Source organism: Alkalibacillus haloalkaliphilus (genome assembly GCF_007991275.1).
In the GTDB taxonomy this organism is placed as follows: domain Bacteria; phylum Bacillota; class Bacilli; order Bacillales; family Alkalibacillaceae; genus Alkalibacillus; species Alkalibacillus haloalkaliphilus.
Genome location: NZ_BJYA01000004.1, coordinates 32,653 through 47,658, shown reverse-complemented (window position 1 = coordinate 47,658; position 15,006 = coordinate 32,653). Strand labels below are relative to the sequence as shown.

Below are 15,006 nucleotides of genomic sequence, written 5' to 3'. Positions count from 1 at the left end.
GCTTAATATTCTAAGCACCTCTTTAAAATTTTTAAAAAAATATCAATCGATTTTGTTTTTCACACGTCTAATGAGTAGATCTAGAGAAAGGGGCGCTTAGCTTGGGGAAAAAAAGAGATGAAGAACGGTTTATTAATGTCGTTCAAGCATTTCGCCATGACTTATATAAAACAGCATATGCTTTTTTAAAATCAGAAGAAGCAGCCCTTGAAGCTGTACAAGAAGTGACGTTTCGCGCATTTAAAAAAAGGAAGCAACTAAGAGAAACGCAATATACGAAGACGTGGCTTATTCGAATCATGATTAACTATTGCCAAGATGTTTTAAGGAAAAATGCTCGTTTTGTCCAAACGGTCTATGAGGATAACGATCGTGAAGCTGACTTCTCTGAACAACTATTATTAGATTGGGCGATTCAAGAGTTGGATTCAAAAGAACAGACGCTCATTTTTCTTAAATATTTTCATGGTTATACATATACTGAGCTTTCACATTACTACGGAGTTGCTGAAGGAACGTTGAAATCACGAATTCACGTCTGTTTGGAGAAGTTACGTCAAACTCTTTCTGAGAAAGGAGGTTATCAGAATGGATCGTAATACTGAAAAAAGGGTAGAAAAATGGGCAGAAAGTTATCAAGAGACGACCGTTTCTGATGAACTGTTGAAAGAGACGATTGATGAAGGTTTTAAACAAAACTTGAAGAGAAAAAAGCGGACGGTTCGTAATTGGCGTTCAGCAATAGCAGCAATTATTTTTGCTTTTACTTTTATTGTCGGTGTTAATACGTCACCTGTCTTTGCTGAACAAGTCGGGAAGATTCCAGGTTTTGAACATATAGTTGAACTTGTAAAATGGGATAAAGGTCGACAAGCAGCATTGTCACATGGGCATTTTGAAGAGATCGGTCGGACAGTTTCACATGGTGAAGTCGACTTGACGATCGATGGTGTCATACGAGATCAATATGGCCTTGTAATTTATCATACTATTGAAACAGAACAACCATACGAACAATTGAGACTGACAGATGTTGAAATAAATTCAGCTGATGGAGAAGATTTGCCGATTGCAACACTTTCATTTGGTATGCCATCACAACAAGATGTCACAACTTATACAGAGGATAGTGAAGTGTTCTTTAGTGAACCAGTTGAACAAACAGAATTTGTGTTGAAAGGTAAAGTAAAGGCGGAGGGTGGACTTGAAAAAGAGTTTAAAGTATCTTTTGAAGCTGATCATCAACCGGACCCTGTTCATTACGATGTGAACGAATCGTTTAAAGTCGGTACAGATGACTATATGATTTCTGAAGTTATGGTTAACCCACTTCGAACTGAAGTCGTTGTACAAATTCCTGATGACTCTGAATGGGCATTACTACGCTTTGAGGACTTGAGGTTGTTGAATGAAAATGGCGTGGCTTGGGCGAGGATACAAAATGGCGTTACAGGCAGTGGTAATTGGCACTCCAATGAAGACGGGACTTTTTCAGTATTTCTTCAAAGTAACTACTTTGAAACGTATGAAGAGCTGACGCTAGCACTTGATAAAATGCAGGCTGTACCAGTTGACAACACGTACCTTGAGTTAGATCTTGAATCAGAAGAAATTGTGCATGACCCGCTCGGTGCATTTGAAAAAGTTGAAAGGTACTCAAAGAGTGGTTATCGTCTTTATTTAGAAGGTGACGAGTTTAGATTTGGGCCATTCGGTCAAGTGTATGACAATAAAGGCAATGAAATTTCAAGTAGTAGCCACTCTTATAGTAGAGATGATCAAATGCAAGTGTTGACTCATTCTCTTGATGACAATGTGACACCAGAGATGAATCCGATTAGAGTTAATATGGTTTTTTATCCAAATTGGATTAATGAACCAACGCAAATTGATCTTAACTAACCTCCGACTTGTTCGGAGGTTTTTAATTTGCACTAATAAATTCGACCATTTGATTTATGCTATATAACACAACATTAAAGAGGAGACTTTTATAATGGGTAGAAAATTAGTTGATTGGCCGACGTTTATAATATCTTTTGTTGTCATATTATCAGTCGTTGTCCCGCTTGTTTTATTTCCAGAAGCGGGCGCTGAAGTCATTGCTGATGTGAATGCATTCATGTCAGATACGTTCGGGTTTTTATATTTATTAATGGGACTAGCAATCTTTTTCTTTTTAATTTTCGTAGCTTTTAGTCAAAATGGGCAAGTGAAATTAGGTGAAGAAGATGAGAAGCCTGAATTCAGCACGCCTGCATGGGCAGGGATGTTATTTAGTGCTGGGATTGGTTCAAGTATTCTTTATTGGGGTACAATTGAGTGGGCTTATTATTATCAAGGACCACCGTTTGGACTCAGCCCAACTGATGAACAATTAGAAACGATTCAATGGGCTTCAACGTACGGGATTTTTCATTGGGGGCCTATTGCCTGGGCTATATATGCTTTACCAGCCCTTCCAATGGCGTATTTTTTCTACGTAAGGAAAACACCAATTATTAAAATTAGTGAAACGCTAAGACCACTTTTAAAAGGTTGGTCTGATACTTTCTTAGGTAAAATTATTGATGTACTATTTATCTTCGGATTAATAGGTGGGGCAGGGACGACGCTAGCTCTTGGTACACCCCTTATTTCACGTGGTGTCTCAGATCTAACTGGACTCGAAGACGATATGTTTTTAAGAACAATTGTTTTATTAGTTGTAACTGCGATTTTTGCTGTTAGTGCATATGTCGGATTAAAAGAAGGCATAAAGCGATTGAGTAACATCAACTTAGCGTTGTCGATTTTCTTACTTGCTTTTGTGTTTATTACAGGTCCGACTTTATTTATTGCTGAGACGACTACTAACAGTGTGGGGCTAATTTTAGACAACTTTTTTAGAATGAGTACATGGACTGAACCGTTTGCTGTATTACAAGGGTTTGAGCCGACTGGGTTTCCTGAGGCATGGACGATTTTCTACTGGGCTTGGTGGCTTGTATACGCTCCGTTTGTTGGCTTGTTTATTGCAAGAATTTCACGGGGACGTACGATTCGTCAAGTAATCGCAGGTACGATGATTTACGGATCGATTGGTTGCTTACTGTTTTTCGGTATCATGGGTAATTTCGGACTTTATTTACAATTAAGTGGTTCATTTGATGTTATAACGGTGTTAAATGAACAGGGAGCACCAGCAGCGATCATTTCGATTATTAATCAGTTGCCATTTGCTGGTGTCATGGTTGCGTTGTTTGTCTTTTTATCAATTATCTTTTTGGCAACGACGTTTGATTCAAGTTCATACATTTTAGCATCTGTGACGCAAAAAGAAGTCGAAAATGGAGAACCACTACGTTGGAATAGAATGTTTTGGGCTTTTACGTTATGTCTATTACCGTTAGCTTTAATGTACTTAGGTGGTCTAGAAACACTCCAAACAGCTAGTATTATTGGTGGTTTCCCGTTAATCTTTATTATGTTCTTAATTGCTTGGTCATTTATGAAAACAACGACAGGAGACCTTATTGCTGATGATCAGTACGAGCCGAAAACAATCATACTGGATTATAAGAAGATTAGAGAGAAAATTCGCCGAAGAAGAAATCGTAAAAAAGGAAAAGAAGAATAAGAAAAAAGGATTAGGGAGTTTCCCTAATCCTTTTAACGGTTGTTCAACCCTTTTTGTTTAACGAAGTCTGTTACGTCCATGCGCATTGGCTTAGATAGCTTTCTTTCAACTTGCTTGCTCCAATTGTCTATTTTCGTGTTAAATGAACGATCTTCATAGTAGTGCTCAGTTGTTTCGTTAAATTGTTCAACATATTTTGTATGATCTTGATAGCCGTTTTCGTGATAAATGGCATTAAAATCGAATCGTGGTTTTACATCAGGCTCCTCATCTGGAACACCAACAGCCATTCCAAATAACGGGATGACATACTGTGGTAAGTTTAATAACTCATTTACACGGTTAATGTCATTACGTAAGCTACCTAAATAACAAATGCCAAGTCCGAGCGATTCACTGGCGACAGCGGCATTTTGAGCAGCTAATGTTGCATCAATGGTAGCCATTATGAAAAATTCTGTATTCTCGATATTGTCTTTCATCTTTTCTTGTGTTGTTTGATCTTGTGATTGATACATCCGGTTTAGATCTGCACAAAAGACAAAAAGGTGGCCATTATGTTCTACATATTCTTGACCGCTAACTTCTCTTAATTGTTGTTTTAACTTTTCATCTGTAATACCAATCACGGTATAAGCTTGATAATAGCTAGATGTTGAAGCAGATTGGCCTGCTTGGATAATCGTTTTAATTTGTTCATCGGTTAAATTCTCTTGTTTAAATTTACGAATAGAGCGATGATTCATAAGTAGCTCGATTGTTTCATTCATGTTGATGACTCCTTTGTTAGTTGTTGTAACGCTTCTGTAGTCTTTTCAATCTCTTCATGGAGTTGAGTATTTTGGTTCGTTTGTTCTTGCACCGTTGCCGTAATCTCTTCAACGGATGCTGTTGTTTGTTGTACTTTAGAAGCGATTTGTTCCATTGTATCATTAATTCGTAATGTACTTTCATTAACTTGCTCAGCAGTGTGACTGAATTGGTTCAGTTTATTTTGAAGGTCATTTGTGTCATCTTCAAATTGGTTGAATCGCTCACTACTTTGATGGATCGTTTTAATATTATCTTGTAAAACAGAAAGTAATTGGTTCATTTGTTCATCCGTTTCTTCATTTGTCTGCTTCATTTCATGTAAATTATCTGAGATGTTTGATGCTGTCTTGTCAGTGTGATCAGCTAATTTACGTATTTCATCAGCAACAACTGCAAAACCTTTACCGTGTTCTCCAGCACGAGCAGCTTCGATTGAAGCATTAAGTGCAAGTAGTCCTGTTTGCTCATTAATTTCTTTAATCGATTGAATGAATGATGCTGAAGACTCAACTTTTTCGGTTAAGTCTTTAAATGTAGCACGCATTTGATCCATACTAGACTCAAACGTTTTAATTTGATCAATCATTTGATCAGATTCTTCTTTGCCAGTTTGTGCTTGGCGAGATGTTTCATTAGTATTTTCCTGAATATCGTTTAAGTGATTCATCATGTTGTCCATATTCGATGCAGTCTGATGGATGGAATCATTTATAGAAGTTAGGTCATCAGCTTGTGTTTCAGTACTAGATGCGATTTCTTGAATAGCGCGATTCATTTCAGTTAAAGCTTGGCTATTCGTATCAGATTGAGACTCAATTTCTTCCATACTATTCTTAATAATGGTCGTTTGTTTTTCAATGTGTTCTTTTTGTTTTGCTTCATTTTGGAACCTTAATTCATTCTCGTGACGCAATTGTTCTAATTGATCATCTGTTTGTTTTGTAATTCTTTGAAGACCAAATAAAATGATCGCAGTAAACAAGATGAACGAAAGCGCTGTTTCATATCGTAAGTCTAAAAGGTCACCATGCATAATGACGAGACTGTGATAAATAGCCATGCTTGATGTGAAACCAATAATTAATAGTGGTAGTGACATATAAATAGCTGATGTTACTAAGATGAAGAAAATTAAACCGAAATTATGTGTTGAAACACTTGCTTCTAATACGATGAATCCAAGTAGTGCTGATAAGCCGATTACATATATGTATGGTACGACGTGAGTGGCTTTATCGGTAAAGACTAAAAATCCAGCAATGGCTAATATACCAAGTCCGCCAAATAAAACGGTGAAGATGACACTTGTTGGTAAGCCTGATGAAATATTAGCAATCGTGCTGACCGCTGTAATTATTAGCAGTAGCCAAAAAAGCAATTTGTTTTTGTTATGTAACGATTGTTGTTCAACTGTTCTCATATCCCCCTCAAACATTCAAACACCTCCAAATTTTCTTGCAATTAATATAACACTATTTTAACATAAAGGAAAATTTTTGGGGATTTTGTAGAAGTAGGCACAACTATTGCAAGATTAATAGCTAACCGATATGATAGATGAGGTGAATTGAGAGGAGTAATATTATATGGAAACAATAAAACAACAAAATGAAATAGATATAAAGAACCCTAGAATGTTATTGTTTTCAATTTGTTTCGTTTTAATGTTTTCGGTTATGAACGGAACAATGTTTAACATAGCAATCCCAGACATTGCTGAAGCATTTAATTTAATGCCATCAGAAGTAAGCTGGGTAATGACTGGTTACATTATGGTGTATTCAGTCGGGGCTTTAATATACGGAAAGTTAGCTGACACAGTAGCTTTTAAGAAGTTGATCACATTTGGACTAACGGTTTTTGCGATTGGTTCTATTATCGGATTTCTTGCACCGAATTATTATTTTGTACTTGTAGCAAGGGTAATTCAGGCAATTGGCGGTTCGATGATGCCTGCGATTGCTTTTATTGCACCTATTCGCTACTTCCCGAATGAAAGGGGTAAAATATTAGGGATTATTGCATCTGTCATGGCTTTTGCCTCTGGGATTGGCCCTATTTTAGGCGGTGTTATTGCTGGCTTTTTATCTTGGCAATTTTTATTTTTAACATCGGCTTTAATGATCGTGACACTACCATTTCTGCTTAAAAACTTACCAGATGAAGAGACGGTCAATGTAAGGTTAGATTATTTAGGGGCTAGCTTAGTCGGCGTAACGATTGCTTCAACGTTAATTGGAATTACATTAGGCTTTGTTTATTCTTTATATATCGCAATCGGGTTTGGTATTTTAGCGGTACTTCGTATGTTTAAGGCGAAAAATCCATTTATTCCACCACATTTATTTAAGAGTCGTAACTATTTGGTGGCGATTTTGACGAGTTTCTTAGCAGTAGCTTGTCTATTCGGTCTTATGTTCACTGTTCCAATTATGCTACGTGAAGTTTATAGTTTATCAACGATGGAGATTGGTTTAGTGATGTTCCCAGGTGCTATAAGCGCTGCGTTAATTGGAAGAAAAGGAGGGAGACTTGTTGATCAAAAAGGGGCTAGGAAAGTGTACCTAGCGAGCTTAGCTTTATTATCAACTGGTTTTCTAATTGTTTCATCTACAGTCGGTTTAAGTCCATTAATCATAAGTTTAATGTTGATTTTCCCGATGATGTGCTTCCCATTAGTTCAAGCATCAGGTGCAGATTTATTAGCAAACTTGTTAGCTAAACACGAAACGGGTGTTGGAATGGGTGTTTTTAACTTATTGAACTTTGTTTCGGGTGCTTTAAGTGGTGCTATTGCAGGTGTTGTGCTTGATCTATTTCGACCAGAAAATCCGGTGAATTTCTTGGCGTTATCTGGAGAAAGTGCTGTTTATAGTAACTTGTTCTTAACGTTTATGGGCCTTGTATTAATTGGTTTAATTGCGTTTAAACTAGTTTATCGTGATGGTGAGAAGATGGCTTAAAAGTTTATAAAGTATAAGAAAACGTGTTATAAGGGAGCCTTATAACACGTTTTTATGTTTAACATTTGTGTTGAAAGGTAACATGTACAAATAACAATTGAATTAGTACCGCATACTATGCTATATTAATCTTTAAAAACTTAAAGGGGTGGTTGTCGTGAAACGAGTGGAATTAGTCGATATTTTTAATCATCCTATTACACAAAAATACCTTAAACGTTCAGGGGTTCATCATGCTGTGTGCACAACTGAACGAGCTGTTAAATTGGCCAAGGCTCGAGGCGTTAATGTTGAGTTAGCTGCCAAGTCAGCTTTACTGCATGATATAGGCCATTATGAATGGTATAACGATGGAGAGTGGGATTATCAAGAGTATCGTAAACATGATATTCATGCGATTAAAGGTGCTGAAAGAGCACACAAGTTATTGATTCGTTTAGGAGAAGATCGTGAAACAGCTAAGGCTATTTCAGTGACAATATTACTGCATACGGATTCATACTTACCTTTCTCTGTTGAGGGTATGCGCACACCGTTACATGAAGTAGTCTATGAAGCTGATGAAATGGAAGAGCTACCAGGGGGCAAACATCATTATAAGACGATGACAATTGATGAAGCACAGAAGCGGTTAAAACAGCTTGACCAAGAAATTTTACAGAAAGAGAGCCCTCATCAATCAATTTCATAAATATACCTTTTGTCTTCCTTGAATTTCCTATATAATAAGGGTGGAATAAGAAAGGAAGGTTCGATGAAAACATTTAAATTAGTGTCGCTTAATATTTTGGAAAAGTCGGGAGAAGAATTAGTTAGTAAAGACATCGACTTCTTTGATGCTTTAATTATTGACCGTGAAGAAATCGAAGGGGCTCGTTGGTTAATTGAGGCATTTATCCCTAAAAAGCATTATGACTTCTTTAACCAAAAACTTGAGGCTGAACAGGAGCTAGTTACCCAAGTGCGAATTACGAAAGAATCGAATCCTAAAGCGACGATCTTAGCAAATGTTAGAGCCGTTAATGAAATAGAAGATCATATGAATGTTATCTTAATTGGCAATATGATTAACCGTGAAAGAGAGCAAGTAGAAGAGACTTTACAAGATTTAATTGAAGCAGGATACCAAGGTGTATCTTTACTAAATAAGTTTAAAGAAAAAAACCAAGAAAACTTGTTTTAAAAACGTATAAAGCTTTTTGGATGACCCTAATCTGTTATGGAGAACAGATAGGGTTTTATTTACACTTGAAGACTTTTATTAGATGTTGTCAAATCATTAGAATAGCTTCATAATAGTCTATATTTCATTTTTGAACATTTTGCGACATTATTTTTGATTTTTAGCAGGAATTTAGCAATTTAAGGAGAAAGTTGTATTATGAGCCGAATGGATCGACTGACACCAAATAAGTCAATTTTAGATAAACTAACACCTGTGCAACTTATTTCGTTGTATTATTTTATAGCAGCGTCTGTTGCAGCATTTCTATTATCACTGCCAATCTCACATAAAGATGGTGTTCAGTTAACTTTTATGGAAGTGCTATTCACTGCAGTTAGCGCTGTTACTGTTACTGGTTTAACAGTAGTGGAGACGGCTGATTCTTTTAGTGTGTTTGGTATATTTATGATTGCATTAGCACTCCAAATTGGTGGTTTAGGTGTAATGGCGTTAGGGACGCTTATTTGGATTGTGTTAGGCAAGAAGATTGGCTTCAAAGAAAGACGTCTAATTATGACAGATCAGAATACGAAGTCGATTGCAGGAATTGTTCGATTAGTTAAAGAGATGTTTATCGTCATATTAGCAATTGAGTTTATCGGATTTATTATTTTAGGTACATACTATTTAACGTATTTTGATAGTGCATTACAGGCATATTATCATGGCTTTTTCGCCTCGGTTAGTGCGACGACAAACGGTGGTTTTGACATTACAGGAGCATCTTTAGAACCGTTTGCGAATGATTACTTTGTGCAATTTATCAATATTTTATTAATAATTGCTGGTGCAATTGGTTTTCCAGTACTTATCGAACTTAAAGAGTACTTACAAATTTCACAAGAAGAGCGTAACTTAAAACGATTTTCACTGTTTACTAAGTTAACATCATTAACCTATTTTGTTTTATTAGCTTTTTCATTGATCGTTATTTTGATCTTAGAGTTCAATCACTTCTTTGCCGATAAAACATGGCATGAAGCGTTTTTCTATAGTTTGTTTCAGTCAACGACCGCTAGAAGTGGTGGGCTGAGCACGATGGATATGAATGAATTCACTACTCAGACGCAATTGTTTTTATCTTCAATGATGTTTATTGGTGCCTCGCCAAGTAGTGTTGGTGGCGGTATTCGTACGACTACTTTTGCTTTAGTTATTATATTCATTATTTCGTTTGCTAGTGGCAGAAATCGCGTGCGGATATTCGGGCGAGAAATTGAAGAAGAGGACTTATTTAAGGCCGTCGTCGTTACATTGTTAGCGATGTTAATGTTCTTCTCAGTTGTTATTGTCATTACAGCATTAGATGGGCATCTGTCGTTAAATAGCATTATTTTTGAAGTTAGTTCAGCGTTCGGAACTACTGGTTTATCGATGGGCATAACAAATGAGCTGTCCAATTTTAGTCAAATTTTATTAATGGGACTCATGCTAATAGGTCGTATTGGAATTTTGACATTTTTATTCTCGTTTAATCGAGGTAAAACGAAAGATCGTTACCGTTATCCAAAAGAGAAAATTAATATCGGCTAATTAACCTAGCACCAACAACGCTATGCAATTATAGTAGGGGGAAAAAAAGTGTTCAAAAAAGTAGATCAGCTACAATTGCCTATCCATGATTGGATTTTTGAAAATGTATCAGATGCGATTATTTTTGTTGATCAAGATGGATACATTGTAGCTGGCAATCAATTTGCAGAAGAATTATTAGAAGTAAAATTGAACGAGAATGATCCGTTATACGTACACGATTATATTGATTTAGAAGTAATCGCGAAACAAACGAATAATGAAGATCTTATTTGGACGAAAACGAACCCGGAAAAATTGGTTGTTATGAAAAGTGAACCAGTCGAACAGTATTGGTGCTACACGCTAAAAGAAGGTGGTTTAAAATCGAAGAAGGATTCGTTAATCTATACTTTAAACCACGCTAGAAGTAGCCCGTATGAAGGTATTATTATGCATGATCGAGGACAAATAATTGATTGTGACTTTGCTTTTGCTAGCATGATTGGTTATAAAAGATCTGAATTAGTAGGGAAATCCATTTTCGATATTGTACATGCAGATGATCATAACGCTTTATATGAAAATATGCAGATGTTGCAACATGATAGTCCCTACCCGTTAAGAGGGTTTAAACGAGATGGTTCTATTATTTATGCGGAAGTTTTGCCAGAACCATTTAATGAAGAAACAAGCCTGCGTGTTGCGATTGTTCGTAATATTACGGAACGTGTAGAGAATGAAAAGCAAATTGAGTTTATGGCTTATTATGATCAACTGACAGACTTACCTAACCGTAACTATTTTCAACTTGTACTTGAAGAGGAGTTAAAAAATGCAGAGGAGTCCGGGGAGCAATTAGCTGTTCACTTTATAGACGTTGATTATTTTAAACATATTAATGACACACTCGGTTATCAAGTTGGTGACTCATTATTAAAGGGGTGCGCCTCTAGACTAAAACAAATGCTAAGGGAAGATTTGTTCATTGCTAGAATGACGAGTGATGAGTTTTTAGTGTTGCAGCGTAAAGTCGCGGGTGAACAAGAAGTACGCTCTTTAGCAGAACAGGTGATTGATCAATTCCGAAAGCCGTTAATGGTTGATGGGTACGAAATATATACAACTGTTAGTATTGGTATTAGTCGTTATCCAGAATCAGCTGCAACAACAGCTTCAGAACTAATTGAGCATGCGGATTCGGCCATGCACGTTATAAAAGAAGAAAGCCGAAATGATTATCAAATCTTTAAACAATCTTTGAAAGAAGGCTTTAAAGAACGCTTTAAGCTTGAGACTGAATTACATAAAGCATTAAAGGATGGGGATTTCGAATTACATTTTCAACCGCAGTATGATTTGAAATCTCAAGAAATCATCGGTTTTGAAGCGCTATGCCGGTGGCCACATAAAGAGATGGGAGCTATTTCACCTGATCAGTTTATCCCAATTGCAGAGAAGACAGGGTTAATTTTAGATATAGGTGATTGGGTGATTTATGAAGCTTGCCGACTAAACAAAAAGTGGCAAGGTGAAGGGTTACCGAAAGTTAAAGTAAGTGTTAATCTTTCTGCAAGACAGTTTTTGCAACGCCATTTAGTAAGTCGTGTTAGCGAAATACTTGAAGAGACAGGTCTAGAGCCTCAATATTTAGAATTAGAAATTACTGAATCAATGGCTATGTCTAATGAACGGTATATTATTGATACACTTAATGATTTCAACGACCTTGGTGTCAAAGTTGCATTAGATGACTTCGGTACAGGTTATTCATCATTGAAGTATTTAAGTCAGTTTCCATTAAGTAAAATAAAAATTGATCGCATGTTTATTCAAAATCAAACGAAGCAAAATATGGCTATTGTTAAAACGATCATTCATTTATCTCATGCGCTTAACTTGAAAGTGATTGCTGAAGGGGTAGAAAAAGAAACCGACCTAGATTTTCTACTGAGTGAAAAATGTGATCAAGTTCAAGGTTTTTACTTTAGTAAGCCGATGCCAGAATCACAAATAAAAACATTTTTAAATGAATAAACTGAAAAAGCTGATCGCTATTAATGCGGTCAGCTTTTAATTTAAGGGGACTATTCAAATTTGCGAATATTAATTGTGTAAGAGGTTATCGCCACTCCAACTATGACGATAAGCCTCTTGCACTTTGAGGGAGAAAAGGTTGATGCGAGCAGTCATCTAACCTCTCGATACACTTGTAAGGTGTTAGCAGTAGAAAGTTGCACCCACGATAATTAATAAAATGAAAAGTACAACGATCAACGCAAAGTTGTTATAGCCATGGCCATATCCATGCTGTGAGTAACCTGGTTTGAACATAAAATCACCTCCCAAGACATGTAATATATCTATATGGTGACTTATGTTTATTTGAATGGTTACTCACCCAAAAATAAACATTTAATTTGAATGGCTCGTTTTAGATAAAAGCTCACGTTCTAAATTTAGAATTTTTAATTGGTCATTTTCGTAGCCAACTTCATAAATTGTTTCAAAATGGTGTGTCTCACGTGTGTCTTCATCTGTTCTAATTTCATGATCTGAATTCACTTTGAATGTCGCAATGCCATCTTCAACAGATAAAGTGTCTCGTGAATTAATATCAATATCAATTGAGTGTACGATTAATTCTCTAAATTCTTGATAAGAATAATTTGATTGTAATTCACTACCCAATAATGAATAAGCTGTGAAGTAATCACGTACATTTAATGTCTCATAGAAATAACTGATTAAATATTCACTGTCATCCTCTAAAGTATTTGGGTCAATATCTTGATATAAAGTTGGGTCACCATCATAGCTTAATTCATCGTCATTAGCTGTGTCAGACCACATTGATACACGCTCATAAATTTGGCTAATTGGGATACTGAAGCCAATTGTACCTTCATTAGTTGCAGCTGTGTTAATACCAATTATTCTACCAGTCTCTTCATGAATTAATGGACCACCACTGTTACCATCAGTAATGTTAGCTGATATTTGATATAAATTATTGTAATCGTATTGCTCATCAACTGATAGGTCTCTTTCTGTTCCTGACAGGTGACCTAACGTAACTGTATTTTGAAAGCCGTGCGGACTTCCAACAGCTAATATTTCATCACCAATATTAGGTTCAAAGTTTGGATCAATTTCTAAAGTTGAACTGTTCGCTAATTGAGGTACACGAACAACTGCGATATCTTCGGAATTTCCAATACCAATTACAGCCCCAGGATAAGTATGGGCTTCTGATGTTTTAACATAAACTGAATCAGCATCTTTTACAACGTGGGCATTTGTAATAATGTCACCGCGGTCGTTATAAACGAAGCCAGAACCTAAATTAGTGCCAAATGGGCCTGTCGTTTCGATTTGAACGACGCTTTTTTGAGCTTCGTGAATTATTTCTTGCAAGTCATGGCCTTCGTTTGATTCATCATCTGCGACATGTTCAACAATAGCTTGATCTGAACCGATTGCTGTTTCTGTCCAGTTGTCATAATAAGAGACTAAAGCATATGTTCCAACTAATAGGATCACCATTGAAAGAACGATCGGTGCCGTTTTTTTCAGTTGGTATTTCATTTCGTTCACCTCTATTCTTGACCGTCCAGGTACCAAGAGATTTGTTCAATTGAAATTGTAATTTCGTCTAAGTCGATATCTTCCGGTATGTCACTATGCGTATGATCGATCTGACCTGTTTCATCAGGGTATAGTGTATCAGGGAATGCGTATGTTTCGTTTTCTAGAATTTCTTCTTCATCTTCATCTAGTAATTTGTATGTTACTGAAATTGAATGAATAGGTCTTGTAGCTACGCTTAAAAGTTCCCCAGTCACTTGCATCTCGTCATAATCGTTAACATTTACTTCAACTTCGACTACATCAATGGCGTTATTTTCATTTTGCTCTTGTTCTAGTTCATATTGATTTAAAGCTTGCGCAATACGTTCTTGTTGTTGTGTTTCAAAGTCTGATTGTTGATTTTCAATGGTTGATTTCAAACTGATGAGACGTTCATTATCAGGTGCATACCGTAATCCATCTTCAATGATGGAAATAGCGGCAGTAAATTGATTTGTTTGTAACTTTTCATTAGCTTCGGTTGCTGTATGACTAACGATGCGTTCCCTTAACATCTCTTCAAGTGATTCAGCATCTTCATGTTCAAGAGACTGAACTTGCCATAGAAGAATTTTAAGCTCTTCAGCTCCAGGGTCATCAGCCAGACGTTGTTCGACTTGGTTCATCCGAACTTCATTTCGCTTATCGAGTATCGAGTCTAATAAGAAGTTAATAATTTCACCATTGTATGAACTTAATTGACTCTCAGCTTCTTCGGTAATTTGGACTGCCTGTTGGAATGCGCCTTGGTCAACGAGCGTATCAACGTTATTTAATTTTTCGTTAACTTCAAGTGCTACTGACATAAAATCATAGTTAATTTCAGCAGCTTCATAATTAGGATTATGTTCAAGTGATTCTTCAAACAGACTTTGCGCCCGGCTATATTGGCCTTCTAAAGCATGCTCAACCCCTTCATCGTATAGTGATTGAGCGGTAGAGTTATTGTACTCTAAATAGAAGTGTAAACCTATAGCGGCAATTAACATACAAACAAGCGTAACAATAGGTGTTAACCACCAACGGTTAATCCCTTGTCCTTGTGCACGTTCGTCTATGTCTTTAGGCAACTGCGCTCCACATATTACGCAGTATGATTCTTCAGCTTTTGTTTTTGATCCACATCTTGGACAGTACATCATAATCTATCACCTATTGCGTTCCTTTCTTATATGTAAATTTTAACACGAATATTGTAGAAATTGAGTAGTATTTAATAACTAAATGTTACAATTTGTTCAAAA

At 36.3% G+C, this 15,006-nt stretch carries 12 protein-coding genes and 1 pseudogene; 8 read left to right on the top strand and 5 right to left on the bottom strand.

The window, feature by feature from the left end:
- Nucleotides 1-101: 101 nt before the first annotated feature.
- The 3 genes from AHA02nite_RS05580 (at nt 102) to AHA02nite_RS05570 (ending at nt 3,619) form a co-directional block, all read left to right on the top strand.
- A complete protein-coding gene (locus tag AHA02nite_RS05580) occupies nt 102-599 on the top strand; it encodes an RNA polymerase sigma factor (RefSeq protein WP_146815215.1) in 498 nt (165 codons plus the stop codon).
- On the top strand, nt 589-1,902 hold the full coding sequence (locus AHA02nite_RS05575; protein WP_146815213.1) for a DUF4179 domain-containing protein: 1,314 nt from the start codon (nt 589-591) through the stop codon (nt 1,900-1,902). Before AHA02nite_RS05580 ends, AHA02nite_RS05575 begins: the two co-directional genes overlap by 11 nt.
- 94 nt (nt 1,903-1,996) lie before the next feature.
- Nucleotides 1,997-3,619, top strand: a complete 1,623-nt coding sequence (locus tag AHA02nite_RS05570; protein ID WP_146815211.1) for a BCCT family transporter — start codon at nt 1,997-1,999, stop codon at nt 3,617-3,619.
- Nucleotides 3,620-3,651: 32 nt separating this feature from the next.
- On the opposite strand, the gene nfsA is transcribed toward AHA02nite_RS05570, so the two are convergent.
- Entirely contained in the window at nt 3,652-4,389 is a 738-nt protein-coding gene (gene nfsA, locus AHA02nite_RS05565; protein WP_146815209.1) for an oxygen-insensitive NADPH nitroreductase, read from the bottom strand.
- Nucleotides 4,386-5,867: a methyl-accepting chemotaxis protein gene (locus AHA02nite_RS05560; RefSeq protein WP_146815207.1), complete on the bottom strand. Its 1,482-nt coding sequence runs from the start codon at nt 5,865-5,867 to the stop codon at nt 4,386-4,388. Before AHA02nite_RS05560 ends, nfsA begins: the two co-directional genes overlap by 4 nt.
- Nucleotides 5,868-6,018: 151 nt before the next feature.
- Here AHA02nite_RS05560 and AHA02nite_RS05555 point away from each other — a divergent pair, with 151 nt between their 5' ends.
- The 5 genes from AHA02nite_RS05555 (at nt 6,019) to AHA02nite_RS05535 (ending at nt 12,169) form a co-directional block, all read left to right on the top strand.
- Nucleotides 6,019-7,395, top strand: coding sequence for an MFS transporter (locus tag AHA02nite_RS05555; protein ID WP_246118821.1), 1,377 nt, complete (start codon nt 6,019-6,021; stop codon nt 7,393-7,395).
- A 157-nt stretch (nt 7,396-7,552) separates the two neighbouring features.
- Complete coding sequence (locus tag AHA02nite_RS05550; RefSeq protein WP_146815205.1) at nt 7,553-8,086, top strand: HD domain-containing protein; 534 nt, start codon at nt 7,553-7,555, stop codon at nt 8,084-8,086.
- A gap of 63 nt (nt 8,087-8,149) precedes the next feature.
- Nucleotides 8,150-8,578 (top strand): YwpF family protein, encoded by a 429-nt coding sequence (locus AHA02nite_RS05545; protein ID WP_146815203.1) that lies wholly within the window; start codon nt 8,150-8,152, stop codon nt 8,576-8,578.
- 198 nt (nt 8,579-8,776) lie between these two features.
- Complete coding sequence (locus AHA02nite_RS05540; protein ID WP_146815201.1) at nt 8,777-10,153, top strand: TrkH family potassium uptake protein; 1,377 nt, start codon at nt 8,777-8,779, stop codon at nt 10,151-10,153.
- A gap of 48 nt (nt 10,154-10,201) precedes the next feature.
- Nucleotides 10,202-12,169, top strand: a complete 1,968-nt coding sequence (locus AHA02nite_RS05535; protein WP_146815199.1) for an EAL domain-containing protein — start codon at nt 10,202-10,204, stop codon at nt 12,167-12,169.
- 183 nt (nt 12,170-12,352) lie between these two features.
- Here the strand turns inward: AHA02nite_RS05535 and AHA02nite_RS05530 are convergent.
- The 3 genes and pseudogenes from AHA02nite_RS05530 to AHA02nite_RS05520 form a co-directional block, all read right to left on the bottom strand.
- Nucleotides 12,353-12,454 (bottom strand): annotated as a pseudogene (locus AHA02nite_RS05530) (YjcZ family sporulation protein); the annotation flags it as partial.
- A 93-nt stretch (nt 12,455-12,547) separates the two neighbouring features.
- Nucleotides 12,548-13,720: a S1C family serine protease gene (locus tag AHA02nite_RS05525; RefSeq protein WP_146815197.1), complete on the bottom strand. Its 1,173-nt coding sequence runs from the start codon at nt 13,718-13,720 to the stop codon at nt 12,548-12,550.
- Between the two features lie 11 nt (nt 13,721-13,731).
- Nucleotides 13,732-14,832, bottom strand: coding sequence for a hypothetical protein (locus AHA02nite_RS05520; protein ID WP_218025402.1), 1,101 nt, complete (start codon nt 14,830-14,832; stop codon nt 13,732-13,734).
- Nucleotides 14,833-15,006 lie beyond the last annotated feature (174 nt).

What these genes read in the sequence shown, in the direction of transcription:
- AHA02nite_RS05575 (WP_146815213.1), top strand. Translation starts at nt 589, where the DNA reads ATGGATCGTAATACTGAAAAAAGGGTAGAAAAATGGGCAGAAAGTTAT.
- AHA02nite_RS05570 (WP_146815211.1), top strand. Translation starts at nt 1,997, where the DNA reads ATGGGTAGAAAATTAGTTGATTGGCCGACGTTTATAATATCTTTTGTT.
- nfsA (WP_146815209.1), bottom strand. Translation starts at nt 4,389, where the DNA reads ATGAATGAAACAATCGAGCTACTTATGAATCATCGCTCTATTCGTAAA.
- AHA02nite_RS05560 (WP_146815207.1), bottom strand. Translation starts at nt 5,867, where the DNA reads ATGTTTGAGGGGGATATGAGAACAGTTGAACAACAATCGTTACATAAC.
- AHA02nite_RS05555 (WP_246118821.1), top strand. Translation starts at nt 6,019, where the DNA reads ATGGAAACAATAAAACAACAAAATGAAATAGATATAAAGAACCCTAGA.
- AHA02nite_RS05545 (WP_146815203.1), top strand. Translation starts at nt 8,150, where the DNA reads ATGAAAACATTTAAATTAGTGTCGCTTAATATTTTGGAAAAGTCGGGA.
- AHA02nite_RS05540 (WP_146815201.1), top strand. Translation starts at nt 8,777, where the DNA reads ATGAGCCGAATGGATCGACTGACACCAAATAAGTCAATTTTAGATAAA.
- AHA02nite_RS05525 (WP_146815197.1), bottom strand. Translation starts at nt 13,720, where the DNA reads ATGAAATACCAACTGAAAAAAACGGCACCGATCGTTCTTTCAATGGTG.